Genomic DNA, 26,610 nt, shown 5'->3' on the forward strand with positions numbered 1-26,610 from the left:
TAAGCCAGGAGCAAGCAACAACGGATTACCACTCTGGCGCGGCGCTCATCGAGGCAGGCATGTGCTCTGACTCTCACCTTGCAGATAAGGCATCAATATCGGGGCCATGCCTTTAAGCACTTGTACCGGCAACGCCGAGGTGAACTTGAAGCCCTGCGCCGAACTGCCCGGTACGAACGCAGTGAGTGTGCCGAAGTGGCGCTCGCCGATGTAGAACACGAAAGTGGCGGTGCGGTTGATCGCCTTGGAACTGATGATGCGTCCGCCCGAACCGATCGCTTCGATGCGGTTGTCGCCGGTGCCGGTCTTGCCGCCCATGGCCAGTGGTGTGCCGTCGGCCTGTTTGAAACTGCCGGCGACGCGTTTTGCAGTGCCGGCGTCCACCACTTGGGATAACGCGCCGCGCAAGGCCGTGGCAACTTCGGAGGGCATGACACGATGCGCCCGGTCGGGGTCGTTGATCACGCGGGTGTCGTACGGTGTACCGGCGGCAAAGTGCAGGCTGTCGATGCGCAGTACCGGGATGCGCACGCCGTCGTTGAGAATGATGCCCATCAACTCGGCCAGTGCGGCAGGGCGGTCGCCGGAGCTGCCGATGGCGGTCGCCAGGGACGGCACCAGATGATCGAAGGGGTAGCCTACGTCCTTCCAGCGTTGATGAATCTCCAGGAACGCTTCGATCTCCAGCATGGTGCGGATACGGCTGTCACGTGCGCTCTGGTGGCGGCTCTTGAACAGCCAGCTGTACACCTCCTGGCGCTCGAACTGGCTGGCCTTGACGACTTCGCTGAACGTCGCCTCCGGGTGGTTGATCAGGTAGCCCAGCAACCACAGGTCCAGGGGATGCACCTTGGCAATATAGCCCTGGTCGGGCAGGTCGTAGGCGCCGGGGCCGTAGCTGTCATAGAGTGCATCGAGGCGCTTGTCGGTCAGCGTCTGCTCGCCCTTGGTGCCGGCCAGGCGCGCGCGCACGAAGCTGTTGAAGCTGTCGCGGCTGGCCTCCGGCAGCAGATAACGGTGGACCGCGGCCAGGCGGATCGCCGTGGGATGCAGGCTGTCGAGGAAGGTTTCCAGGCGCGCCTGGGTGTCTTTCTTCTGGTATTTCTTCCAGAACTTGAGCAGGAACGTGGTGCCTTCGCGGTCGGCGAATTGCGCCAGGTATTCCTGACGGCGCGGCTCGTTGTCGTCCTTGAGCAATTGCGCGCTGTTGTTGGCACTGGTGTAGGTGGTGTAGCGCACCAGATCGCGCATCAGGCGGATAAAGGGCAGGTTGATCGATTCACGCAGGGCGTCGCGCAGGGTCGGGTTGCGGCCATTGTCTTCGTTGCGAAAGTTATGGAAGCGGTGCAGGCCACCACCGGTGAAAAAGCTCTCGCCCGGGCTTGCCGAATAGGTGCGGTCAAGCGCAGCGTCGAGCATGTCGGCCAGGGATTTGCCGGGGTTTTGTAGCAGGTAATCGACGGCCCAACGGCTGATGCGGTCCTGCTCCGCAACCTCGATTTTTTTCAGTGCCGCAGGTGTTGCGGCGCCGTAGCGCTCATGCAGTTCGGCGACGATTTGCAGGTAAGTGGTGAGCACCCGCAGCTTGGCGGTGGAGCCCAGTTCCAGTTTGCTGCCGTTGTTGATGTCGAAGGGTTGGTCCGTGTTGTCGGTCTGCACCCGTACCCGTGCGCCATCATCGGTGCGCTCGAACAAGGTGAAGCTGTAGCGTACCTGCGGGGTACTCGCCGGGGTGAGCAAGCGCTCGCCGAGTAACCCGACTTCGGCGGCATAGTCAGGGGCGGCAAGGCGTTTGAGGTAGGCGGTGACTTGCTCTTGCAACTGGCCCTGCAAAGTACTGGTGGCCGACAGGTCCAGGCGGTCCAGGTCGTACAGTGGGCGGTCGAGCAGGGCGGCCAGGCGGCTGCGCGCGACGCTGATACCTTTGTTGGTCTCGACTTTCTGCAGGGTTGGCTGCTGCTGCCAATCACGGTAGCTGACCTTGCTTGCCAGCGCCGCCGTCACCCACTCGGCCGGCACCACACCATTTTGCGCCAGCAACCGTAAGTGGCTGTCGGTCAGTTGCACCAGGTCGTCACGGCCCTTGGTCAAGTAATAGGAGGGGCGGCGCTGGGCGATGATCAGCGAGAGCACTTGGCGCAACGCCAGGCCGCGCGCTGCGAGGCTGGCCGGGGTTTGTGCGGTGTCGTTCAAGGCCCGGTTGACCTGGGCAAAGTCGGCGCCGTACCACACCCGCAACCCCTCGGCGATGCCATGCACTTCGCCGTGCCCAGGGACCGCCGACAGGGGCACGCTGTTGAGGTAGTCGCGCACTACGTTTTGCCGTGCGGTGAGGGTGTGGGGCCCGTGCTGGTAGGCGCGTACGCTGGCGGACAGCATCTGGCGGATCTTTTCGCTGCCCGACAGGGTCAAGCCGTCCGGGGAGTGGCGGTACTTCTCCAATTGCGTCGCCAGGGTACTGCCGCCCGCCGATTGCCCTGGCAGGTGCAACTGACGGGCGACTTGCGACCAGGCAGCCTTGGCAAAGCGCGGCCAGTCCACGGCGGGGTTCGCCTGGGGCGGGTCAGGGTCGAGCAATTGGCGGTTTTCAATGAACAGCAGGCTGTGGACCATCAGCGCTGGCACCTCGTTGAAGTGCTTATACAGCTGAGGCGGATAGTTGAATTGATAAAGCGGTGCGGCGCGGCAGTCGGTGATGGTCAATCCGGCTTGCAGCTTTTCGGCATAGGGAATGAACAGGCCATGGCGGCTGTAGTCCATCAGCGCGTCGGAAAAGCGCGCCTGGGATTCGATCAGATAGTTGCGCTTGAGCAGGCGCGGCAGGAACTCACCCAAGGCGCTGTAGCCCAGGCGCCGATCGAACGGACCGTCGCCGGGGTACACCATGGCATCGCTGGCGCCGGGGCCCACCGTGTAGGTCAGTTGGGCCGCCCACTGGCTGAATGTGCGGGCTTGCCAGTGGGCCGTTTGCATTTCACGGGTGGCGGCAAACCCCAGGGCGATCAGGGCCATTAACAGAATCATCCAGTAGAGCCGGCGCCACGACTGGGCGGGTTTGAGTTTTTTTGCCAGCGGCGTGGCTGACGGGCTGTCAGCTTGCGCCTGGTGTGAGTCGGTTTGCCACAGTGCGCCCATAGTCGATTGACCATTCTTATAGATTGATCGGACTTGTCTGAAGCGTAGACGCTGATTGACTGCACTACGAAGTTTGTAGGGCGCTAAAGATCGAGTCGTCAGACGGGAGGGTAGATAACTACCGCGTCGCCAGGATGGCAGCGGGTAGCGTTCGTGATTTAAACCATCATAGAGCTCTGCCATGACCCTTTCCGACACCGCTTCAGGCTCGCCGCGCCAAGCCACCATTGAGCAAATCCAAACCTTGTTCGGCGAGCCGCCGAGCCTGCTCACAGTCGCGAACGACAGTGTCCAGGCTTATCTGGACGAGCATTTGGGCGCGGGAAAATGGCAGGTTGGCTTGATTTACATCGCCACCCCGACCGATGACGACGACGCGCTGGCCTACCGGTCTTTGCCCGAGTGGGTGCTGCAACGCTTGGCCAGCAGCAAGCCCTTGCTGTTGGTGGCGGACTATCACGTCGTGGTGCAGCGCGTGCGGGAAGTGTTTGTGGTCGGTGGCCCGACCCTCAGCGAGCTGGAGCCGCTGCTCAATCGCTGCGGCGCGGGGTTGTTGGGGGCGTATGCACAGCGCTTGCAAGCCTGGTGGCGTGAGGCGTTGCCGGTGGAGATGACGCGTTGGGGCTACCTGTCGGATGATCTGCTGACGTTGCTGTACGATGCCGGCAAACCACCTGGTTTCAATGACGAGGGGTTTGCCCGGCTGTTCCCCAAGACCCTGCTGCACCCGACGCGGCCCGACCGCGAGTGGAGCGCCCACGGTGAGGCGTTGCGTGTACAGGCGGTGTTCCTGGCCGGCGCGACGCCGCTGATGTTGCCGTTGCTGATCCTCAGCCACGGGCAACAGACGTTGCTGTTCAGCCCGGCCAGCGGTGTTCATCCATTGGGCAGCATTGACGATGTAGCGGCGCTGTTACCGGCCTATGTGCCCGAAGACGCCGACACTGAGCAGTGGTTTGCCCAGGACGTGGAAAGCGATCCCTTCGATGCGTTGGCCGCCAGTTACCTGGCGCTGCAGCTGCGGGAAATCGATCGCATCGACCGCAACCTGCCCCTGGCGCCGGGCCAGCACCAAGCGTTGCTTGCGTACATCACCAACCCCCACCGCTGGTTTGTTGCGCACCTGAGTGCAGGCCAGCGCAAGCTGCGTGAGGCCCTGCCGTTGTGGCTGGTCCATGCCAACCGTGACGACAGCATCACCTACGCACGTCTGGTCCAGGCGCTGGTGCTGGCCCGTGAGCACAGTGGCGGGCAACATTTTCTGGACGGTATTGATTCAATTCAGGTGTTTGCCGACCGGGCCTTGCGCACTTGCCTGCAAGCCGAACCCGCCACCAAAACAGTACGGCCCGCCGACGTTCAGTTGACCTTCAACCGCGTGATCGCTGCGGCGATTCCAGTCCCAGGGGGCTTTGTCGCCGGTGAAGTCGACCCGGTCACGGTGAGCCTGACCGAGCTGGCCCTGGAAAACCTGGCCGGCTTCCCGCACACCGTCACCGAGATCACCCTCAAGGGTGCCCAAGCCCCCGAGTGGTTGACCTATGGCCTGCTTCAAGGTTGTGTGGAAAAAGCCGATGTGGGCCAGGCCTACCCGGATATATTGAAGAAAAAACTGCTGGATGACCCGTTGGAACGCAGTCGTCGCTCAGGGTTGTTCACCCGCCAGTTACGGGTGCAACTGCCGATGCTGGCGCTGGAACTGAAACTCAAAGGTGAGCACGGCCTGACTCAGGAAGGTGTCGACCGCCTACAGGCCGCGTTGCAAGCCAGCCTTGCCGAGCGCAAGGTGCAAGGCCAGGCGATGACGTTGTGGCCGCTGGCATTCAAGGCTTCGCCTGAGGCTGCGCAGGATGTGGTCACTAATCACTTCATCATTGGGCCTGCTACCGGGAACGCTGGCGTTCATCTGCTGTACCGGCCCTTGCTCAAGCCGATGTTGCAAGGGTTCGAGTCGATCAAGGCTTTGTTTGACGCCATCAAGGCTAACGGCCCGCTGCAGGATGACGTGCTGACGTGGCTCGTCCCGGCACGCCAGGCGGTATATGCCAACGGCGGCTTCCTTGAACCGCATATCCGCCGCTTTTTACCCGGTGATGAATTTACGCTGTACGAGAAACCTGCCCCGGTCCAGCTCAGCAAACAATTGAGCGACGAGGACGCTTGCAGCCTGGTCTTTGAGGGCACGGCCCAGGCCCTGGTGGCTCTGGCTGATCGGCAATCGGTATCGAATGCCGAGCAGCGCTGGGCCAGGCTTAAAGAGGTGGGGTGGCTGCTGTTTGGCAGCGTGCTGCCGTTTGCCAGCGGGCCCTTGCAACTGGGGGGGTGGCTGGTGCAACTGATCGACAGCCTGCAGCAAGACATTCAGGACTTGGCCAGCCAGGATGAACAGGTCAGGAACAAAGCGGTCATGGACGTGTTAAGCAATCTGATGGTTGTCCTTGCCCATCAAGCCACGCCCCATGATCCTTTACCGCCATTGCAGCTGGAGCATCCGGTGTTCGCCCCCCTGGCCCGAGCCACTGCCACCACCAGGGTGCCCACACGTGGCGCACCGCCCGCGACGTTCAGCTCGCCGACCCGTTGGAGTAACGCCCGCGATACCCTGACCGCCGCGCAATATGCACGGGCCCGTACCTTGAGCCTGGGCGCGTTCTCAGGCGGCTGGGACCACGCCGAGTCAAGCGGCCCGCGCCGTGGCTTGTTGCGTGACACCGCTTATTCGCCGCCGCAATGGCGAGCCTTGGTGCGTGGGCATCTTTATCGGGTGGTGGACGAGTCGGGCGCGTGGCGGGTGATCAGCGCCGATGGTGCCCAGAAAGGGCCGTGGCTCAAGCCGTTGGGGGACGGGCATTGGGATTTCGATGGGCGCTTGCGCTTGGTCGGCGGCAATGCCGATGCGGCGATGGAGGCTCAGTTGCAGGCGCTGGAGCTTTCACTGCCACGCCTTGAAGAACAGTACCGTGAGGCTGGACGTTCGCGTGCCAAAGCGGCTGCCGCCATGCAGGTGGCGCGCAAGCTGGTGGTTGAGTCCAAAGATAAAATCGACGCCCAACAGCTTGCCAGGCTTGAGCAGCGTTACCAGCAGGAACTGCGCAACAAGGTCGAGTTTTCCGAGAAGGAACTGCAACTGCTCATGCGTCTGCGGGCAATCAAGCCCCGTCCCCGTTACGAGGAAAATCTGTGTGAAATACTCGAGTCGCTGATTCTCACCTTGCGATTGATGGACGCTGACACCCGTGAGCGCATGATTCAGATCAATCGGCGGATCAAACCTTTGTTGGATCTGCTGCAAGACGAAACCGATGACGAAGCCGGCTCCGACCTTAACCGTCAGGCCCATGCCAACCTGAAAAAAAACATGCGCGAACAGGTGACGGCCGAGGACGCAGCTATCAGCAATCGCAAGTTGGAAAGCGCCTATATGGAGCAGTTGAACAGCGTACCGCGCCTGGGCCGTGACAAAGCCCGGGCGCTGGACGCACAGCTGCCTTCGCGCCCCTCCATTCTGGATTTGCAGGCGTTGCAGGTCACCACGCTGTGGGGCATCACCATCGACATTGAAGGGCCGCCCCTGGAAGTAGAGTTTTTCGACAGCTTGAACCGGGTGATCAATCGGGCCCGTTGGGCCAGCCGCTCCCTGGCCGAATTGGAGAACCTGACCACCACTGTTGAGGAGCGTATCGAACTGCTTAAAAGCCTCAGTCATGTCTACGCGATGACCGACGACCATATTCAGTTCTGGCGAGCCATGGCACCGGACACCTTTGACTTGCCCAACCTGGAAAAGCTGCAGGCGCTGTTGGCCGACCTGCACCAGCAAGCCGATGGGCAACTGGCTGATCTGCTGGCACCGTTGCCTGGCGGCAGACAACCCAGGCCGCCCAGCGCAGCAGGGGCGCGGGTCAAAAAGATCATCCGCACCCGTAACCGGGATGTTTATGTAGCACGCATCAAGACGCCAGCGGGCACGGCAGAGCTGGTGGATGACACAGGCAGTGTGCTTGCCACCTTCACCGAGGCTGAAGACGGCATATGGGAGCCGGTTGAGCCTGCGCCCCGGCGCACGGCCAACCCACAATTGGGCGCGCTGCTGAACAAGGGCCAGCGATTGTTGGAAGATGTCGATATCGCCATCCTAAAGGTGCAGGCCATGGCCAGCCAATGCGAGCCTTCATCTCTGCAAGCCTTACTGGCGGCTCAGGCCAACAGCCGGCGAATGGTCGCTGCGGATATCGACAAGAAACTGCTGACCTTGAACCCGTCACGGCTGAAGCCTACCCAGCAAAACACGGCGAGAGTGCGTGCCACCCAGTTGCGTGCCGCCGCGCTGCGGTTGGATGCAGCGGGTGTGGAGGCGCGGGTGCGCGCGAGCAAGCTGAAGTTGAGTCGCGCCGAAGACGTGGACTTTCTGCACGGGCTCAATGAAGTTCGCATCGTTCGCCAAGACGCGCGCGTGCCCATCAAGGACAAAGCCCGGGATTTTATCCAAGTGTATGTCGTGCTGGATACGGACACTGGGCTGCCCCTGTGTTACGCGCATTTTCACTATGAAAACCGCCAGGGGCCGGACGACCACTACACCGCTGCCCACCTCAAGAGCCCTGAACAGGAACGCCTCGGGCGCCAGGCCCAGGCCCAGGCCGAAGCCCAGGCGTTCGCGCGGATTCGCACCGGCCAGACCGGCCGTGTACAGCAGACCCTGGAGATCGAACGGGCGAGCATTTCCAGGCTGTTGGCGCGGCGTTTGTTCTTCAGTGTTGACTGACTGCCAAGGTGGGCTCGCTCGCGCCTGCGGCGGATGAGCGAGCCCAACCGGTAACAGGTTATGCAATACTCTGCGCCGTTTTACCCTGGGAAGGCCGGTCTAGAGGCCTGGTACTTCCCCCGCCCAAGGACTTTTTTACGGGGCATATCGCCAAATTTGTGTGTTTATAGAGTGAAATATCCTACCGCTTGCTTTTTATACTGACGCCCCGCTGACCTGGCCGCCTACGCCCGCCAGGCGGGTTTGCCCACGAGGCAGACCCGGTCAAGCCGGTGCATCGGCCTACACGCTGCTGCACCACAGGCTCGGTGGCTTAATCCAATAACAAAATGAGGTTGTATCCCTATGCCTGTCGGCAAACCACTGCCCCCTGGCGAGACCGCTCAAGGCGGACCGCTCAAACGCGAACTCGGTGAACGGCATATTCGCCTGATGGCGCTTGGCGCCTGCATCGGTGTGGGCCTGTTCCTGGGTTCGGCCAAGGCGATTGAAATGGCCGGCCCGGCGATCATGCTCTCGTACATCATCGGTGGCCTGGCCATTCTGGTGATCATGCGCGCCCTCGGTGAAATGGCGGTACACAACCCCGTGGCCGGTTCGTTCAGCCGCTATGCCCAGGATTACCTCGGGCCGTTGGCGGGTTTTCTCACCGGCTGGAACTACTGGTTCCTGTGGCTGGTGACCTGCGTCGCGGAAATCACCGCCGTAGCGGTGTACATGGGCGTCTGGTTCCCCGACACGCCGCGTTGGATCTGGGCCCTGGCGGCACTGATCAGCATGGGCACCATCAACCTGATCGCGGTAAAGGCTTTCGGTGAGTTCGAATTCTGGTTTGCACTGATCAAGATCGTCACCATCATTGCCATGGTCATCGGCGGCGTCGGCATCATTGCCTTCGGCTTCGGCAATGACGGCGTTGCACTGGGCATTTCCAACCTGTGGGCCCATGGCGGCTTCATGCCCAATGGCGTGCAGGGCGTGCTGATGTCATTGCAGATGGTGATGTTCGCCTACCTGGGCGTCGAGATGATCGGCCTCACCGCCGGTGAGGCGCGCAACCCGCAGAAGACCATCCCCAGCGCCATTGGCTCGGTGTTCTGGCGCATCCTGTTGTTCTACGTCGGCGCGTTGTTCGTGATCCTGTCGATCTACCCGTGGAATGAAATCGGCACCCAGGGCAGTCCGTTCGTGATGACCTTCGAGCGCCTTGGCATCAAGACTGCTGCCGGCATCATCAACTTCGTGGTGATCACCGCCGCGCTGTCCTCCTGCAACGGCGGTATCTTCAGCACCGGGCGCATGCTCTATAGCCTGGCGCAGAACGGCCAGGCGCCAGCTACCTTTGGCCAGACCTCCAGCAATGGCGTGCCGCGCAAGGCGCTGCTGTTGTCAATCTTTGCCTTGCTGCTCGGCGTATTGCTCAACTATCTGGTACCGGACCAGGTGTTCGTCTGGGTGACCTCCATCGCCACCTTCGGCGCGATCTGGACCTGGCTGATGATCCTGCTGGCGCAGCTCAAGTTCCGCAAAGGTTTGAGCCCTGCCGAGCAGGCAGGCCTCAAGTACCGCATGTGGCTGTACCCGGTCAGCTCCTACCTGGCGCTGGCGTTCCTGGTACTGGTGGTGGGCCTGATGGCGTACTTCCCGGACACCCGCGTGGCCTTGTATGTGGGGCCTGCGTTCCTGGTATTGCTGACTGTGCTTTACCATGTGTTCAAATTGCAGCCAACGGCTACCCATAGCACTGCAACGCGCTCGGTTTAACCTGTTGCAACGGCCTGCCGCAGCAGGCGGGCCGTTTTCCTTCAGGGCCGGGTGATTGAGGCCCGTATGGCTTGCGTCAGTTGTCGCAGCAGCGAGGCCAACTCCTCCTTTTCATCGTCGATGATTGCCTGGCGCCGGTCCAGGTAGGCGTCCGAGCGTCTGTCCAATTCCTCCCGATTAAGCCTTTCGATTTTGTGGCGCGTGGTGTCCCGAATGGCCGTGAATGGCTCTGGCAGGTGGCGCGTCATGAACTCGATCCAGAAGGGTTCGGTCATCAGCGCTTCGTACGCGGCGTCGGTGTTCTTGAGCGCTTGCAGCCGCTGGCGAGCGCGGGTGACGTCTGCGGCGCTGACCCAGCTGTCGACCGAGTACAGCATTTCCTCGCGACCTACCGGCAGGCTGAACTCCTGAGCCAGCGCTATGCGCAAGTAAAGCTTGATTTCAACGTCGTCCGGGTTTTTGTCAGCGGCACGCAGCGCCAGAATATGTTCCTCGGCGAATTGGTCCAGTTCACGCAGGAAAAATACGCTGATGCTCAGTTCCATCAGTTCGCGGCTGGCTTGCAGAGTGGCGGGTTGCACCTTGGCCTGGTGACGCCGGTGCGCGATTTCCATATCAATGAAGGTCAACAGCGCACCGTCGCCGCAGGTGCCTGCCAGGTAGGTGTTGAGGAAGATTTCATTGCGCAATTCAGTGGAGTCGCCCATGGCCTCCATCAGTTTCCAGACGCGTTTGGTCAATGCTGGGCGCAAATGCGTATTGCGATAGGCATAAGCGCTGGTCAAATCCCGGAACACCCGAAAGGCGTCATCGGGCCTGGGCTCTTCGATCTGCAGCAGTTGGTCCCAGAGGGTGCGGCGTTGTGCGTGTTCAGCCTGCGGTATGCCGCTCAACCAATCGGAACAATCTGCCGGGAGCAGTTGATGGACAATTCCGGGTAGTGGCCCACCGGCGGTGTTCCCGGTGCGCAGGCGGTATTCACCTATCAATGCCAGGGACTCGGCATTCAGCGGGTTGTCATGCAAATTGATATTGCGGCTGGAGCGGACCCTTCGATCGGATTGGAACAGCGTCGGCGGCAACGTCGTCAGTTGATTCTCCTGGAGCAGCAGTTGGGTCAGCAGAGGCCTGCTTTCAGCCCCGGCGGGCCATTGATCGAGCTGGGTGTTACGCAGGTTGAGGATTCGTAAACGCTCCATGGCGCTGACGTCCGGAGCCAGGCGCAACGGGTTGTCGTTCAGGTTCAACTCCTGCAACGCCGTCATTTGCCCCAAGCGTTGGCGAGCCTCCTCGGTCAAGGTGATGTTGTTGCCACCCAGGTTCAGAATTTGCAGCTGGCGCATCTGGGTGATTTCGACGGGCAACTCGTTGAGCAGGCAATCGATATTCAGCGTACGCAGATTGGAAAAGCGACTCAGAAAGGCGTTGCCGGTGGGCGGGAAAGCATTGCCCGAGATGTTCAGGTATTCAATGTGTTCAAAGCCCCGTGTTCCCAGGATGAAGTCGGCGTCGGGCAGGTTGTTGTCATCCAGACGCAGGATCATACAGTGGGTATCGAACTGGCCGTGGATATGGCCGCGCCAGGTTTCCCGGCGCCAGGCCCGACGAATGTGCTGGGCCAGGTGGCGCCGCCGGCCCATGTTCAGCCCCAAGGGGTCGGTGGCAGAGTCGTCAATGGGCTGCGGGGTTTCTGCCCACCGAGTCAAACCGTAATCCAGGCTGGCGTATTCGACTCTGCGCCGTTCCAGTTCCAGCAGCAGGGCGGGTTGTGACAGGCCCAGTGAGTCGATCAGATCACCGGCGTGCATCGCATTGAGGCTGGGGTAGAGCGCCTGGACTTTGCTGATCAGGTCTGGCGACCGAAGGGGGCGGGCGGGCCACAGGTTTTGCAGCCAAAGCGGGTACACCACGAACGAGCTGTTTACCTGCATGGGCGGCTGCAGCCATGGCGGAATATGGGGCAGGTCGAGCAACCGTTTGATCGACACACGCTGGTTGAGCGCCAGGTCGACGATACGCGCCTGCAGCGCCGTTGGGTCCAGCCGGTCAGCCACGCCCAAGGCCTCGCATTCGCGTGTCGACAGCAGCAGGATAATCGCGCTCAACAGGTCACAGGTACTGTCTGCCGGATCGTTGAGTGAACGGCCTTGTGCGTCGAGCGCACGGTAACGCCCACCCTCCCGAATAAGTGAGCGGCGATCGGTGCCGTTCAGATTACCGCCGCTCTCGAGCAGGCGCCCCGGGTCGCGTTCAGAGTGAACATCCAGGCGCAATTGTGCAGGCCAGCCCGGAAGGGTTTTGAGCAAGTGCAAGATGATGGAGTCGCTGTCGGGGTTCATCAGGGTGGTCAGGTACAGGCCTTCATACGCACGGTTGAGGCGCAGGTCGTTGGCGGTCAGCCGGGCTTGTTCGGCCAGGCGCAGGCCGACCTGATCCTTGTCTTGGAGCTGGCGCTGTTCTTTGAGCGTGGCCTGGCCGAGGATGGCCCTGACGGCACTGACGGGCAGATGGGGATGTTGAGCTTTCAGGCGCGTCTCCAGAAGTGTGCCGGGCTGTTCGCTTTGCGTGTAAAACTGCTCGAACAACTGGGCCCGTTCCTGGTAGGCGTACTCGGCGATTTTCTTTGCCAACTTGAACTGGCGTTCTTGCACGGTGCCTGGCAGTTCCCCCAGCAGTGCCTGGACCAGGGTGTCATTGAGTGCCGCATCGTGCAGCGGCGTCGGCCCTCGGGCGTCGGCTTCTGAAATCAAGATCTTCTCTATGGGGTTTTTGACCCTGGCCGGGTATTGCGCCAGTACTTGGCGTTGTCTGCCCACCACTTGCAACACATGGGTCTCAGGCCAGCCCGGCAGCAGGCTCAGCAACATCAATTGCAGGGTCGGGCGGGCGTTGTGGCGGGCTGACGCCGTGCGCATGGCCTCGATGAAGTGCAGGATTTGCCGCTCGATAGCCACCCGCTTACGGGTATCGGCAAGCAGCGGCGGTGGCGGCAGGCCGGCGCTGTGCACTTCACGCAGGGCCCGAGCCGGGGTATCGGTGATGGCGAGGATGCGTGCCGAGGTTGGCCGGTCGATGTGGAGCTCTTGCGGGCCCAGGCGATAGAGCAATGCATGGTCATCCCAGCTAAGCGGGTCTTCGCTGGCCAAGCGCCAGGCGCCGTGGCCATTGTGTTCGAGCCGTGGTGTATCGACGCCGACTTTCTGCGGATGCTTGAGCCGCCACTTGAGCACTTGTTGATCGAATGTGATCGGATACAGCGAGCCGTAGAGGGCAATCAACTGCTGGTCTCGCCATTGATAGATGCCCTCGGCGTTGGCCTGCACGTGCGCCGGCAGCAGCACATTCTGTTCGTACTGCCCCAGAGAACCGTTGAGCAGGCTGACACCTTCGGGGCCGCGCCGTTCGCTCATCAGGTCGCCCAGGGTTTTGCGCAGGCCCTTGGCATCGGTGTCGGCGGTCATGCCCAATTGGGTGCGTTCGTGAGGTTGCAGCACCGAGGCAATGGCCAGGTAAAAACTGTCGGTGGTGGGCGATACAGGAATGGTGCCGCCGTTGCGCATGTCATACGCTTCGTAGCGGCCTTCGCCGTAATGGCGCAGTTCAACCGTGGTGTCATCGGGCCCCGTCGAGACATAGGGCCGGGTGATAACGCCATCGACGACCTCGGTCACCACGAAAGCGCGGTTGAGCCGCGTGCGTAGCAGGCTGGATGCAAACTCCCGGGCCCACTGGTCGTTGTCTGGATTGAACGGGCGCGAATGGTACAGGCCGTCGATGGCGGCATCGAGACGCAACGCGATGCGGTGTTGTTCCAGCCCTTGATGGACTGTGGGTGGCAGGGTGGCGTCCTGTAAAAAGCGTGCTTGCTGCTCTGAGGTCAGTGGGTGTTGCTTAAGCAGTTGTGCCAGGTTGGCTGGCGTGAGCGGGGGATAGCGTTCGTGCAGTTTTCGCAGCAATGGCGTGATCGCTACCAGCGGTTGAGCCACCCTGGTGGGTACAAGCGAACGGGCCGGATGGTCCCCAGGCATCTCGTGGCGGGCGTAACCGGCGAAACGAGTCATGGCGTTGAACAGGTCGGCACGTCGGGCCTGGGCCAGGGCGCTGATTTGCAGGCGCAAGCGGGCGATACGCTGGGTATTGTTGAGCAGCGGGCTACCGGCCTTGCCCAATACGGAACCGGCGGGTTGCTGACGCAGGATCAGCTCAAACAGTGCCTGCCTCGTCGTTTCGCTGTCAGCAGGATCATCAAGCCCCGCGTAGCGGCCATCGTCGCGCCGCTTGATATTAATGGCCGTGGTCGTCTGCTCACTGGCGCTGTAGGTTTCGCTCAGATTGCCTTGGCCGTCATACACATTGATTGCCGCGCCCGCCGGCCACTCCGGTAATTGAGTCAGCAGGCACAGCACGGCACCGTCGGCGTGGGGCGGCATGTGGCCGCGTCGATGAAAGGTGTGGATGAGTTGTTCGATCACACGGTCGGCCTGCAGTCGACGCACCCCTTCGGTAAGGTTGACCGGCGTCGGCTGGCCTGCCCAGATAGCATCCAGGGTACTGCGGCTGGTGGCCGTGCTGCGCAGCAGGTTTTCCATGGACTCAATGGGCACGGCGGCAGCGCCATTGGGCAGCATGCGTTCGGCCAATTGCACGTTGGACAGGGTGTGTGCGTTTTGCAGGTCCAGCGTCCAGGCGTCCAGGTGCGGGGCGAACACAATCGGTGGGGCAAAGCCGCCCTGGTGGTCGTTCTTGAGCACAAAGCGCATCAGGCGGTTGTCGTAGCCCACCTCCACCACGTGTTTTTGCTCGGCCGCTTGAAGCCACACGTACTGTTTGCCCCTGAGCGAATAGATCCCCTGGGCATTGGCTATCTGGCCGTTGAGCAGGTGCTGGTCGAGGATCGCGTAGGGGCTGATGTCGAGTTTCCACAGCGCAGGGCTGCCATCGTTGCGCGTGACTTTGCGCGGGTTGCCCAGTTGCTGGAGCAACTGGTTCATGCGGCGACGATGTACTCGGCCGGCGGTAGAGATCAGCAGGCCGCTGATTGCCAGGTCGGCGACGTCACCTATCGCGGCGGCAAAGGTACTGGCCTCGCCCTTGAGCGCTTCGTTGACGCCCTGCGTGACGCTGTGGGCCAGGCTGCCGAATACCGCCACTTGCATGACCCTGTTCAAGCCGGTGACGCCGCCCGGTACAGGCGTCAGCAACAATTCCAGGACTTCGGCGGCAATCGCGGCGGCGCCATCGATGACGGCTTGCACGTCGCGGTCCGTACGGGTATTGGCCAATGTGGCCAGGTTGGACTGCAATTGTTGCACCATCGAGGCGGTCAAGGTGTCGACCACTGAAACGGGACGCGGGCTCTTGGGCACGGGTGTGAAGCGCAGGTCAGCCAGCGTGTGCTCGGGGAACAGGTAGTGCAGGCTGTCGTACAGAAAAGCGGCAGCGGCAGACAAACCCTCGGGGCGCTCTTGCGCGTACAACAGGCGTTTGAACTCGTTGAGTTCGGTGATCGGCAACTGGCGAGAAAACCAGCCCAGGTCGTGTTTGCGATGGCTTTCTTTGAGTTGCGCCAGAAATTGGGCATGGGCGCTGCGTGCATCGGGATGGAAACGCAGCGCGCCACCGGGGCGGAAAGGGAAGTAGGAGACTACTCCAAGGCTGGCGACCGGAATCAGCAGCAGCGGCAATGGAACAGCGCTGGCGGGCGGCGTGAGGGTGACCTGCAGAAACACACCTGACGGTTTGCTCAGCGCCAATTGCTCAATGTGCTGGACCGTTTCATCCTTGTCGATGGCCTCGATCAACGTGTTGTAAAGCCCAAGGGTCAGGCCAGAGCTGCGGCGATTGCGATAGGCTTCTAGGGCCTCGAAGCGCAGGCAGGCGCGTGCACTGGTGCGCAACAGGGCATGCAGGTTGCCGTCCGGGCGCAACTGCGCATTGAGGGTTGCTTGCAGCGCGCCGCCCAGGTCCAGCTCGCGGGTGATCGCGATAAACGACTCCACCGTCAGCGACTTGTCGTGGCTGCCGGACAGGTAGGAAGCGTCGACGAATGTGTGGCCGGAAGCCTGGCGCGTCTGGGTGGCGAAACTGAAGTTCAGGCATGCGGCTTCCCACAATGACATCGTCGACAGGTGCGGCCGGTATTTCCATTCGTCATACGCCCTGCGAAAGCGCTTGGGGTTCAGGCCGTTGACCGTGCTGGCACGGGGCTCCCACGGGAGGGGCGGCGAGACCGGTTCCAGATAGCGTGTGTGCAGGTAGATTTTTTCTGGATCCTGGCCGCCGACCTTCGCCCTCAGGCGTGCCAGGCCCTGCGCCTTGAAGGTGCTGATCAGGGTGTTGTTGGCGGCTTCCACCGCCATGAGTGCGCGATGTGCCTCGCGCTGCAGCTTCACATACTCACGTTGTTGGGTGGGCGTGAGGCTGGCCAGGGTTTGGGCGACGGTGTCGCGGATCATTGCCAGGGCTTGTTGCCGGTTCCAGGACTCGCTGTCTTGCAAGGTCCCGGATAAACCGTTGAGCAGTAACTGGGTGGGCATGGCGCCATTTCCTTTCACGGTGAGGTGGAAGGGCAATGGAACCATCCCGCTGATGGGCGCCGTGGCTAACTATGTAGCGATGCGGCGCGGGCGGCGGCGCGTTGGTTCAGTTGCTTGTTCACGTCCAGCCACCCCGCGAGTGCCGCCATCAGCGCCGCCCCTGCCAGGGCCGTGGTCAGCTTGATCGCCAGGGAGTCGCCGGCCATGGCATTGAGCATATCGGCCAACGGTGCCAACACCACCCCCAGGCAAAACACTTCCAGTGAATAACGCCCCATCCGCGCCAGTTGTCGGGCCAGCCACTGTTGCGTCCAGCCGACATCGGGAAGGAGTTTGGCGGTGACGTAGGCCAAGGCCAGGAAGTGCAGCAGGCGCACGGGGGACAGGTCAGTCTTGCTGATGGGGTACAGCCATTCGCCAATCGCCCTCGGCATCCAGGCGTCGTGCACCTCGGGCCAGCGCCACGACAAGGTGATCACGCAGGTCACCAACACGTAGACCGCAGCGGCCACCAATAGCGGTTGGCGCAGCAGCGGGCGTGCATCGACCGGGCCTGGCGAACGCAAGGCCGACGCACCGCCGAGGATAAACAGGCATTGCCAGGTGACAGGGTTGAAGTACCACACGCCGCCGTTGCTGGCCGGCAGGTTCCAGCCTTGCCAAGGCGCCAGCAGATACACCGCTAACGATATCGCCACCATCAGCGTGGGCGCTCGCACCAGCAGCGGCAGGGTAATGGGCAGGCTCATCATCAGCGCGATATACAGCGGCAATGGGTCGGTCAGGTTGGGTTTGAAGCGCAGCAACAGCTCATCGAGCAGGGCCTGCTGGGTGTGAGTGAGGAAATACTCGAGGCCCATCTCCTGCACCAGATCGCGGGTTTCGATATGGCTGTTGGCAAAAATCACGATGCCCATCAACAACGCCAACAGGAAAATATGCACCACGTAAAGCGTCCATACCCGGCGCAGGACCTTCACGCAGGCAAACACGTAGCCGTCGCGCAGCAGGATCTTGCCGTAGGCCAGCACCGCCGCGTAGCCGGCCAGGAACACGAAGATTTCGGCGGCGTCACTGAAGCCGAAATTCTGCACGGTGACATTGGCCAGGGGGTTGTGAGGCACGTGATCCCAGAAAATGAAGATCAACGCCAGGCCCCGAAAAAAATCGATGCGCGGGTCGCGTCCGTTCAGCATGGCAGCGGGCTCTTGAACAAGTAGTTGATTGACGATAGGTGAGCGTGGGCGTCGCCGCACGTAGGGCGGGCGCAGGTTGGCGGTATTTGTAAGCAATTGCAAAGGCTGGGTATTACTGAATGTCTCTAGAGATCAATGATCACCAGGGTGCCCTGGCTGCCTATGAGCACACCGTGGGCAGTGCCGGCTTCCACGAGGTACATCTGGCCGGCGTCCACCCTGATGGCTTGATCACCGATGCGCAGGTGCAAGTACCCGCTGATCACCAACAACCCTTCGTTGTAGTCGTGGGTCTCTTCCTCGTACGCCTGTTCATCCATGCGCAGTACTTTGATCCGCGCCGGGCCAACCCGGCCCAGACGTGTGGATGTCCAACTGCCGGGCAGTTGCGCGGCGATAGCGACGAAGTCCAATAACGGCATGTGAATCTCCTTGTTTCAACGATGCCGTCGGTGGTCCGGTTCAGCAGGCGGCGGGTCTTGTCAGAAAGCGTCCATCAACAAGACCCGGCATGGCTTGGCTTGATGCTCATTGATCTGGGGCACCAACCGGGTGAAGTGCTCGGTCTGGCAGTGCGCATCCAGCGCCGCTTGATCCGGCCATTGCTCGATAAAAATGAAGTGCCCGGGGTCTTTTTGATCGACAAACAAGTCGTAGGCAATGCACAGCGGTTCCTGGCGGGTTTTTTCCACCAGTTCGGCGTACCAGGGGCGCACGGTTTCCACATGTTCGGGCTTGATAAAGTCTTCGGCGATGACTTTCAACATGCTAGGTGTCCTTTAGGCTGCAGCAATTTCATGCGGCTCAAAACTGTCCGCCCGCGCCATCTGCCACATCCGCGAATAAAACTCGCCGTTCACTTCCCCGGTGAGCAATTCCCCAGGCTTCAGGAATACATGCAACTGCGAAAACAGTTTGATCTCGGTCGCCGACATGCGTCGCACCAAGTGCTTGGCCGACAACTGCGACGGGTGATCGAGCCCGGCGGCGGCGAGCATTTCGGCCAAAGCGTGCAGCGTGTTGCGGTGGAAGTTGAATACCCGCTGGGCCTTGTCCGGCACCACCAAGGCACGTTGACGCAGTGGGTCTTGCGTCGCCACGCCGGTCGGGCATTTGTTGGTGTGGCATGACTGCGACTGAATGCAGCCAATGGCGAACATGAAACCACGCGCCGAGTTGGCCCAGTCGGCGCCGATGGCCAGGACGCTGGCGATGTCGAACGCACTGACAATCTTGCCGCTGGCACCCAGCTTGATCTTGTCGCGCAGGTTCAGGCCCACCAGGGTGTTGTGCACGAACAGCAAGCCTTCACGCAGTGGCACGCCAATATGGTCGGTGAACTCCACGGGGGCGGCGCCGGTGCCCCCTTCCTTGCCGTCCACCACGATAAAATCCGGAAGGATGCCGGTTTCGAGCATGGCCTTGGCGATGCCCATGAATTCCCACGGATGGCCCAGGCAGAACTTGAAGCCCACCGGTTTGCCGCCGGACAGTTCGCGCAATTGGGCGATGAATTGCATCAGCTCGATGGGCGTGGAGAACGCACTGTGGCGTGACGGTGATATGCAGTCTTCGCCCATCATGATGCCGCGCGTATCGGCGATTTCCTGGGTGACCTTGTGCTTGGGCAGGATCCCGCCATGGCCGGGCTTGGCACCTTGGCTCATCTTGATTTCGATCATGCGCACTTGCGGGTTCTGGGCCTGCACGGCGAAGCGTTCGGGGTCGAAACGGCCGTCGCTGGTGCGGCAGCCGAAGTAACCGCTGCCCAGTTCCCAGGTCAGGTCGCCGCCGTTTTCTCGGTGATAGGGGCTGATGCTGCCTTCGCCGGTGTCATGGGCAAAGTTGCCGAGCTTGGCGCCGTGGTTGAGTGCCCGGATCGCGTTGGCGCTCAATGAGCCGAAACTCATGGCCGAGATATTGAACACCGACGCCGAGTATGGCTGTGCACACTGCGGGCCGCCGACCATCACGCGAAAGCTGCTGGGGTCGCTCAGTGGCGCAGGGCGCATGGAGTGGCCGATAAATTCAAAGCCTGACTGGTACACGTCAATCAGGGTGCCGAAGGGTTTGTCCGCCGTTTCGTTCTTGGCGCGCGAATACACCAGCGAGCGCTGGGCGCGGGAGAAGGGCAGGGCGTCGCTGTCGGACTCCAGCAGGTACTGGCGGATTTCCGGGCGGATGGTTTCTACCAGGTAACGGATATTGCCCAGGATCGGATAGTTACGGCGCACCGCATGGGGGCTTTGCAGCAGGTCGACAATGCCGATCAGGCTGAGTACGCCGGTGACCAGCGTGATCGGCCACAGCCATTCATGTTCGATAAAGGGGAGGCTGGCGAGGGTGAAAATGACGCACACAGCAAAGAAGGCGTAGCGGCTTAACAAGGACAGGCTCATACGGTTTCCTTGGGTTCGGACTCTTCAGGTCGATCCGCCATTCTGCGCCTGTCAGGAAACCATAGACAACCTGTGGGAATATTCAGTTTGGCAACGCGGGTGGGACAGACTGGCCTGGGATAGACATCTGTCGGCGCTTGATTCGGTTCAACCCTTGTCAGCATTGATAGTTTCGGGCGGCTCTCAGCATCGGCTTACTAGACGCAACAAGCCTAACCTTATTGCAAAAGGTTCTCGTTTGGATGCTTGATGTTGTGTTACTGTATAACAAATCAACCGCACCCAGACGCCCCGGAGGCCTCATGAAAGCTGGTATCCACCCCGACTACCGCACCGTGCTGTTCCACGACACTGCCGCCGACGTGTTCTTCCTCATCGGTTCCACCGCCGACAGTGATCGCACCCATAAGCACAGCGACGGCAACACCTATCCCTACATCCCGCTGGACGTCTCCAGCGCCTCGCACCCGGTCTACACCGGTCAGCAGCGTAAGACCCAGGCCGAAGGCCGGATTGCCGGGTTCAACAAGCGTTTTGCATCGTTTGGGTCGAGCCCGAAAAAAGCTGACGCATGAGCATGATTCGGCGGCGTGCCCTACGCCGCCGTCTGCCGAATCGGCAGTACTACCCGAAACTTCGTACCCTTGCCTACCTCACTGCTGACGCTGATATCGCCACGGTGTTTCTTGACGATCCCGTAGGACAACGACAACCCCAACCCCGTCCCTTCGCCCACCGGCTTGGTGGTGAAGAACGGGTCGAAAATCTTCTGCACGGTGTCGGGGGCAATCCCACAGCCGTTGTCTGCGACTTCCAGCCACACGTTTTCGCCTTCCACTCCGTTGCTGATGGTAATGGTGCCGCGCTCAGGGCCCATGGCTTGTGCGGCGTTGATCACCAGGTTCATCACCACCTGGTTGAGTTGGGAGGCCAGGCATTCGATTTCCGGCAGCGGCGTGTAGTGCTTGACCACATCGGCCTTGTACTTGAGTTCGCTGGCGACGATGTTCAGCGTCGAATCGATGCCTTGCTGCAGGTTGGCGAATTGCCAGGTCTGGTCGTTATCCACCCGTGAGAAGTTCTTCAGGTCCTTGACGATCTGCACCACACGGCCGATGCCGTCCTTGGATTCGCGGATCAGGATCGGAATGTCGTCCTTGAGAAAATCCAGGTCCAGCTCGTTGCGCAATGCCGTGAGCGGTTCGCGATGTTCTGGCGCCCCGATGTGCGCTTCGCTGCGCTGGTAGGCATCGAGCATCTGTTGCAGCTGCTTGAAGTAGCTGTCGAGGGTGCTGAGGTTGGAGGAAATAAAGCCCACCGGGTTGTTGATCTCATGGGCGACACCGGCTGCGAGTTGCCCCAGTGAGGCGAGTTTTTCCGACTGCACCAGTTGGCTTTCCAGGAGCTTGCGCTCTTCAATTTCCAGTTGCAGCGCTTGGGTGCGTTCTTCCACCAACCGCTCCAGCTGCGAGGTTTGCAGGGAAGCGCGGCGCGCCATGTCCCATTTGTTGGCCAGGGTGTTGGCCATTTGCTGGACTTCAATGTTGTCGAACGGCTTTTTCAGGATCAGCAGGCGGTCGTGGGCGTGCAGGCGAAACAACAGGTCATCCCAGGAATAGTCCGAGTAGGCGGTACACACCACCACTTGCAGGTCGGGGGCGACTTTCCACAGTTCTTCAATGGTCTTGGCGCCGTCCCAACCCTGGGGCATCCGCATGTCAACGAAGGCCAAGGCATAGGGGCGCTCTTGCGCCATGGCGCTGGTCAGCAAGCCCAGGCCTTCTTCGCCGCCATACGCGCCGTGCAGTTCGAATGCCTGGGCTTGAGGTTTGGCCGCGTCGCCAAACAGTGCCGACTCCATCTCATCCAGCGCTTCGGTTGAGGCTTCGTGGGGCATCAGGATCTTGCGAAAATCCTCATGGATGGACGGTGTGTCATCGATCAGCAGGATGCGCCGGTTGGGAGGTTGGGTCATGAGCTGCTTCCGGCAAGGGTCAAGGGGATGGTCAAGGTGAAGACGGCGCCAAGGCCCGGCCCGTCGCTGTGGGCGCTGAGCTGGCCGTTCATTTCCACGGCGGCCAGGGCGCAGCTGTGCAGGCCGAAGCCGTGGCCTTCCTTGCGGGTGGTAAAACCGTGGGTGAAGATGCGTGCCATGTTCTCGGGCGGTATGCCTTCGCCGTCGTCCTTCACACTGATCTTCAGGGTCTCATCGCCTACCGATTCCACCGCCAGGGTGATTTGCCGTGGCCGCTCAGACAGTTTGTCCATGGCGTATTTGGCATTGCTGATCAGGTTGACCATGATCAGCAGTAACCGGTGCTTGTCCGCCAAGATCTCCGGCACCGGGGCGTACGCCTTCACAACAGTGACATGGTGACGGCTCAGCGCGCCGGCGTTCATGCGCAGGGCGTCATCCATCAAGGCGCTGATATTGACCGGCTCCAGCAAGGTAGACGCACCCGCATAGGATTGCTGGGTCGAGACGATGTCCTTGATGTGGTCCACGCTTTTGCTCAACTGCGCCAGCTCATCGCTCATGCCTTGCTGTTCGATGGCAATCGCTTCGACCAACTGGTTCAGATAGCCCGGCAGCAACTTGCCCTTTTCATCCTCGGTAAGGAAGGTACCCAGGTCGCCTTGGTGAGCGTTGATCAGTTGCATGGCCTTGCCCAGGCCGAGGGCCTTGCTGCTGCGCAACTTGCGGCTGACCAGGTCGGCGGAGATGTTCACACTGTTGAGCACGTTACCGACGTTGTGCAGCACGTTGGTGGCGATCTCCGCCATGCCGGCCTGGCGGGCGCTGTCCATCAGCTCGCTCTGGGCATCCTTGAGCTGTTGCGTGCGCCGCTCCACCCGTTGCTCCAGGGTTTCGTTGGCGGCCTGCAACGCGCGGTTGACGCGGTTGATCTCGGCGAAGCTGCGCAGCAGGCGCACCGCCAGATAAAGCAGTAACACCACCAGCAAGGTCGAGAAGATCAGCAGGTAGCGATGGTACTGATGATCGATGAGGTCAGTGGCCTGCTGGTCCTGATTGAGGTGAGTGGTCAGGTCATCGAGGTGTTCGGCCACCGGTACGGCGGCAATCCGCTCGAGCAGGCTGTTGACCAGTGGCTGTTCGCGCAGGATCAGCGAAATATGATTGCTGAGAATCTCCACCGGTGCCTGGAACTCGCTGGGCAGGCTCTGTTGGTTGATGGCCAGCTTGCCCAGGCCCACCAGGATATCGGCGGCACGTTCGTCGCTGGTGACCTGGGCGAACTCCAGGCTGCTGAGCAGCAGGTCGTAAGTGTCGGTGGCCACGCTTTGCAGTTGCAGGCGGCCTTCGTCGGTCATGCTGTTGAATTGGGCCTGGATGTCGTCTTCGGCCGTCGGCAAAAAAGCCAATGAGTTACGCAGCACTGCGTTGTGGGATTTGAACTGGTCGACGAGCCGGGCTTTTTCCTCGATGGCCGTCAGGTACGCCGCATGGCTGGCTTGCCAACCGGGCAGGTCGGCAGCGCTGTGGTAGGTGTCGCGGCTCTCCAGTTCAGCGCCGATGCGGGTCATTTCGGTCAGCGGTGTGACCAGTGGGTCGTAGTTGTGGGTGATCGCGATGCGGGCCTTGAGTACTTCGCTGTCCCACTGGGCATTGAGCTGCTGGAGTTGGCGGATCAAGTCGCGCGACTGGGTATAAGTGGCTGTCTGGTCGCGTGAAGACTTGAAGTACAAAAACACCAGGGTGGAGGCCAGGAGCAGGGTGATGAGGCCTAGCAGGATCTGACTGGTGCGTCGGCGTGACAAGGGTCTCATAACGGTTTGCCCGCCCATTCACCGGTCAGGGTCTTGAGAAACTGGATAATCAGGTCCTTGTCTTCCTGGGACGGGTTGCGCCCCAACTGGTACTTGAACATTACGTCAACCGCCTCTTCAAGGGTCTTGGCCGAGGCGTCGTGGAAGTACGGCGCCGTGACGGCCACATTGCGCAGGCTGGGCACCTTGAACACATGGCGGTCCTCTTCATCCTGGGTCAGCAGGTAGCGCCCCAGGTCTGATTCCAGCGGGTTGCCGCGGGCCTTGAAGTAGTCGCCCATCACGCCGAACTTCTGGAACATATTGCCGCCAATGTTCACGCCCTGGTGACAGGCGATGCAGCCGTAATCCTTGAAGCGTTGGTAGCCGTATTTTTCCTGGCGGGTCAGGATATCGGTGTTGCCCAGCACGTATTGGTCAAACCGCGAGTTGGGTGTCAGCAGCGTGCGCTCGTAGGTGGCCAGGGCATTTTGCACATTGGAAGCGGTGACGCCATCGGGATAGGCCTGTTTGAACGCGTTCTGGTAGGCGGGCAGGGCAGACAGGTTGCGCACCACGGTATTCCAGTCGCTGCCCATTTCCACCGGGCTGATCACCACCTGCTCGACCTGGGCCTGCAACGTGTCCACCCGACCGTTCCAGAACTGCTTGAAGTTCAGGCTGGCGTTGAACACGGACGGGGTGTTGATCTGCACCGGTTTGCCGTCAAAGCCAATGGAGAATGGCTTGTTGTCGGCGCCGCCGCTGGTCAGTTGGTGACAGCTCGCGCAGGACAAGGTGTTGTTGACCGACAAACGCGGCTCGTTGAACAGTTGGCGACCCAATTCAACCTTGGCAGGGTCCAGTACTGGAACCGCCGGCAAGGGCTTGAGTGCTTCGTCCAGCGGCGCGGCTGACAGCGATGCGGTGCCCAGGCATAACGCGAACATCAGGCCGGAACGGTGGTTTACGACATTGCTCAAGCGAGCACTCCTTGCAGGCCCAGGGCTATTGATTTTATTGATCCGGCATCAGTGTCGCGCTATCCGTTTGCAGCAACTGCACGAAATCTTTCGAAGGCAGCGCCTTGCTGAACAGAAAACCCTGGCCCTCCTCACACTGCTGGGCTTTGAGGAAATTCAGTTGGTCGACGGTTTCCACGCCTTCGGCAATGATGTTCAGTTCCAGGCTCTTGCCCATGCCGATGATAGCGCTGATCAGTTGTTCGTCCTGGCTATTGATGCGCAGGCCGCGCACGAAGGATTGATCGATCTTCAGCACGTCGATGGGAAAGCGCCGCAGGTAGCTGAGGCTGGAGTAGCCAGTGCCGAAATCGTCCAGGGCCAGGCGGATGCCCATGGCCTTGATCTTTTGCAGGGTTTCCACGGTTTCGTCGACGTTCTGCATCAGCACGCTTTCGGTGATTTCCAGTTCCAGTTGGGTGGGCGGCAGGCCGGTGTCCTTGAGGATGGCGGCCAGGTTGTCGACGAAGTCCCGTTGGCGAAAGTCGATCGCCGAGATGTTCACCGACATGCGCAGGGGCGCCAGGCCCATCTCGCGCCAGGCTTGGGCCTGTGTACAGGCTTGGCGCAGTACCCACTGAGTCAGGCGTACGATCAGGCCGCTGTCTTCGGCGACCGGAATGAACTCCGCCGGGCTGACCCAACCCGACTGCGGTCGAAACCAGCGTGTCAGCGCTTCCGCACCGACGATGCGCCCGGTCTCCAGCGCCAGCTTGGGCTGGTAATGCAGCACAAACTCATCGCGGTCCAGCGCCTGGCGGATCGCGCTTTCCAGGTTTTGCTGGTGCTGGGCGCGCAGGTTCATGTCTTCGGTGTAAAAGCTGAGATCCCCCGGGCCGCGTTCTTTGCTGGTGCGCATCGCGGTTTCAGCGTGCTTGAGCAAACCCACGGCATTGTCGCTGTCATCGGGGTAAATACTGATGCCCAGGCTGGCGCTCACACTCAGGTCATGCCCCGCGACATGGCGAGTCGCGCTGACGGCATTGAGTACCTTTTGCGCAATGTGCTGGGTTTGCTGGGGGTGCTGGATATCGTTAAGCAGCACCACGAACTCATCGGAGCCATAACGAAACACCGAATCCGACGCCCGCACCGCCGCCACCAGGCTCAGGCTCACCTGCGCCAGCACCTCGTCGCCTGCCGGATAGCCCAGGGCGTTGTTGATGCGCTTGAAGCGGTCGAGCCCCAGAAACATCACCGCCAGTTGCGTGTCGTGCCTGCGGGCCAAGGCGATCGCCTGGGTCAGGCGGTCGCCCAGCAACGTGCTGTTGGGCAACTCCGTCAGGGCGTCGTATTGCAATAAGTGCGAGACCTTAAGCAGCTCCTGCACGCGTTCCTCGATGGTGCGCTCCAGGCTGATCACCTTGAGGGCCGCGTCCTGGGCCAGTTGCCATTTCCAGGTCAGGGCGCTGGCCATCTGGCGGATTTCCAGGTGGTCGAAGGGCTTTTTCAGGATCAGCAGTTGGTCGTTGTACTTCAGGCGCGCTTCGATGGCCTCGAAGGAATAGTCGGAATAGGCCGTGCAGAGCGCGATTTGCAGGTTGGGGTCCACCTCCCACAACTGTTCGATGGTGTGCAGGCCGTCCCAGCCAGGGGGCATGCGCATGTCGATAAACACCATGGCGTAGGGCGAGTGGGCGTCCAGGGCTTTCTTGACCAGCGCCAAGGCTTCCTGGCCCTGATAGGCCGAGTCCAGGTCAAACGCCTGGCGCACCGGCACCGTGGTGCCGAACAGGGCGGACTCCAGAGTGTCGAGGGAGGGCTCGCCGTACTCGTCGGCACAAAGGATCTTGCGGAAATCCTGGTGGATCGAAGCCGTGTCATCCACGATCAGGATGCGCCGGTTGGCCCGGCCCGATTCCGTCCTCATGGCGCACTCGGCACGTGCAAAAGGCTTGATGGCATGACAATTCCTTCCCTGGTTCTACAACTGAACGGGGCGCGAGCATGCAGTGCAGCATAGTTGAGTTCCCTTGATATCGACGGCCAGTTGGCGTCAAATCAATCGCGCTTTGTATTGCGCGG

13 protein-coding genes are annotated in these 26,610 nt (G+C 61.1%); 3 read left to right on the forward strand and 10 right to left on the reverse strand.

The window, feature by feature from the left end; all coding sequences use genetic code 11:
- Nucleotides 1-45: 45 nt before the first annotated feature.
- Complete coding sequence (locus tag GH769_RS02260) at nucleotides 46-3,135, reverse strand: transglycosylase domain-containing protein (RefSeq protein ID WP_032903305.1); 3,090 nt, start codon at nucleotides 3,133-3,135, stop codon at nucleotides 46-48.
- Between the two features lie 181 nt (nucleotides 3,136-3,316).
- Between GH769_RS02260 and GH769_RS02265 the strand changes: the two genes are divergently transcribed.
- Together GH769_RS02265 and GH769_RS02270 are read left to right on the forward strand one after the other, a co-directional pair.
- Nucleotides 3,317-7,900, forward strand: a complete 4,584-nt coding sequence (locus GH769_RS02265; RefSeq protein WP_153649478.1) for a hypothetical protein — start codon at nucleotides 3,317-3,319, stop codon at nucleotides 7,898-7,900.
- 345 nt (nucleotides 7,901-8,245) lie between these two features.
- Complete coding sequence (locus GH769_RS02270; RefSeq protein ID WP_014717102.1) at nucleotides 8,246-9,664, forward strand: amino acid permease; 1,419 nt, start codon at nucleotides 8,246-8,248, stop codon at nucleotides 9,662-9,664.
- A 41-nt stretch (nucleotides 9,665-9,705) separates the two neighbouring features.
- Here the strand turns inward: GH769_RS02270 and GH769_RS02275 are convergent, their stop codons facing one another.
- The 5 genes from GH769_RS02275 to GH769_RS02295 form a co-directional block, all read right to left on the reverse strand.
- Nucleotides 9,706-16,200 carry an NEL-type E3 ubiquitin ligase domain-containing protein gene (locus GH769_RS02275; protein WP_032903303.1) on the reverse strand — a complete coding sequence of 2,165 codons (6,495 nt, stop codon included), beginning with the start codon at nucleotides 16,198-16,200 and terminating at the stop codon, nucleotides 9,706-9,708.
- A gap of 65 nt (nucleotides 16,201-16,265) precedes the next feature.
- On the reverse strand, nucleotides 16,266-17,396 hold the full coding sequence (locus GH769_RS02280; protein WP_032903302.1) for an OpgC family protein: 1,131 nt from the start codon (nucleotides 17,394-17,396) through the stop codon (nucleotides 16,266-16,268).
- Between the two features lie 125 nt (nucleotides 17,397-17,521).
- Nucleotides 17,522-17,818, reverse strand: coding sequence for a cupin domain-containing protein (locus GH769_RS02285; RefSeq protein ID WP_032903300.1), 297 nt, complete (start codon nucleotides 17,816-17,818; stop codon nucleotides 17,522-17,524).
- A gap of 60 nt (nucleotides 17,819-17,878) precedes the next feature.
- Nucleotides 17,879-18,163, reverse strand: a complete 285-nt coding sequence (locus tag GH769_RS02290; protein WP_014717106.1) for a putative quinol monooxygenase — start codon at nucleotides 18,161-18,163, stop codon at nucleotides 17,879-17,881.
- Between the two features lie 12 nt (nucleotides 18,164-18,175).
- The gene (locus GH769_RS02295; protein WP_020301187.1) at nucleotides 18,176-19,795 is read right to left on the reverse strand and encodes an FMN-binding glutamate synthase family protein; all 1,620 of its coding nucleotides are present in this window, start codon (nucleotides 19,793-19,795) and stop codon (nucleotides 18,176-18,178) included.
- Nucleotides 19,796-20,097: 302 nt separating this feature from the next.
- Here GH769_RS02295 and GH769_RS02300 point away from each other — a divergent pair, with 302 nt between their 5' ends.
- The gene (locus GH769_RS02300) at nucleotides 20,098-20,370 is read left to right on the forward strand and encodes a type B 50S ribosomal protein L31 (RefSeq protein ID WP_014717108.1); all 273 of its coding nucleotides are present in this window, start codon (nucleotides 20,098-20,100) and stop codon (nucleotides 20,368-20,370) included.
- Nucleotides 20,371-20,390: 20 nt separating this feature from the next.
- Here the strand turns inward: GH769_RS02300 and GH769_RS02305 are convergent, their stop codons facing one another.
- From GH769_RS02305 to GH769_RS02320, 4 genes are read right to left on the reverse strand one after another with little or no spacing between them, the layout of a single operon-like run.
- Complete coding sequence (locus GH769_RS02305) at nucleotides 20,391-21,770, reverse strand: ATP-binding protein (protein WP_032903299.1); 1,380 nt, start codon at nucleotides 21,768-21,770, stop codon at nucleotides 20,391-20,393.
- Nucleotides 21,767-23,584 (reverse strand): DAHL domain-containing protein, encoded by a 1,818-nt coding sequence (locus GH769_RS02310; protein WP_032903297.1) that lies wholly within the window; start codon nucleotides 23,582-23,584, stop codon nucleotides 21,767-21,769. Before GH769_RS02310 ends, GH769_RS02305 begins: the two co-directional genes overlap by 4 nt.
- Nucleotides 23,581-24,546: a cytochrome-c peroxidase gene (locus tag GH769_RS02315; protein ID WP_032903296.1), complete on the reverse strand. Its 966-nt coding sequence runs from the start codon at nucleotides 24,544-24,546 to the stop codon at nucleotides 23,581-23,583. Before GH769_RS02315 ends, GH769_RS02310 begins: the two co-directional genes overlap by 4 nt.
- A 34-nt stretch (nucleotides 24,547-24,580) precedes the next feature.
- Complete coding sequence (locus GH769_RS02320) at nucleotides 24,581-26,455, reverse strand: bifunctional diguanylate cyclase/phosphodiesterase (protein WP_020301183.1); 1,875 nt, start codon at nucleotides 26,453-26,455, stop codon at nucleotides 24,581-24,583.
- Nucleotides 26,456-26,610 lie beyond the last annotated feature (155 nt).

The sequence above is a fragment of the Pseudomonas sp. CFSAN084952 genome, from assembly GCF_009648855.1.
GTDB classification, from domain to species: domain Bacteria; phylum Pseudomonadota; class Gammaproteobacteria; order Pseudomonadales; family Pseudomonadaceae; genus Aquipseudomonas; species Aquipseudomonas paracarnis.

Bases quoted from the DNA above. Each gene is read 5' to 3' on its own strand.
- GH769_RS02320 (WP_020301183.1), bottom strand. From the start codon at position 26,455: ATGAGGACGGAATCGGGCCGGGCCAACCGGCGCATCCTGATCGTGGAT.
- GH769_RS02280 (WP_032903302.1), bottom strand. From the start codon at position 17,396: ATGCTGAACGGACGCGACCCGCGCATCGATTTTTTTCGGGGCCTGGCG.
- GH769_RS02305 (WP_032903299.1), bottom strand. From the start codon at position 21,770: ATGACCCAACCTCCCAACCGGCGCATCCTGCTGATCGATGACACACCG.
- GH769_RS02290 (WP_014717106.1), bottom strand. From the start codon at position 18,163: ATGTTGAAAGTCATCGCCGAAGACTTTATCAAGCCCGAACATGTGGAA.
- GH769_RS02265 (WP_153649478.1), top strand. From the start codon at position 3,317: ATGACCCTTTCCGACACCGCTTCAGGCTCGCCGCGCCAAGCCACCATT.
- GH769_RS02295 (WP_020301187.1), bottom strand. From the start codon at position 19,795: ATGAGCCTGTCCTTGTTAAGCCGCTACGCCTTCTTTGCTGTGTGCGTC.
- GH769_RS02300 (WP_014717108.1), top strand. From the start codon at position 20,098: ATGAAAGCTGGTATCCACCCCGACTACCGCACCGTGCTGTTCCACGAC.
- GH769_RS02260 (WP_032903305.1), bottom strand. From the start codon at position 3,135: ATGGGCGCACTGTGGCAAACCGACTCACACCAGGCGCAAGCTGACAGC.
- GH769_RS02275 (WP_032903303.1), bottom strand. From the start codon at position 16,200: ATGCCCACCCAGTTACTGCTCAACGGTTTATCCGGGACCTTGCAAGAC.
- GH769_RS02310 (WP_032903297.1), bottom strand. From the start codon at position 23,584: ATGAGACCCTTGTCACGCCGACGCACCAGTCAGATCCTGCTAGGCCTC.
- GH769_RS02285 (WP_032903300.1), bottom strand. From the start codon at position 17,818: ATGCCGTTATTGGACTTCGTCGCTATCGCCGCGCAACTGCCCGGCAGT.
- GH769_RS02270 (WP_014717102.1), top strand. From the start codon at position 8,246: ATGCCTGTCGGCAAACCACTGCCCCCTGGCGAGACCGCTCAAGGCGGA.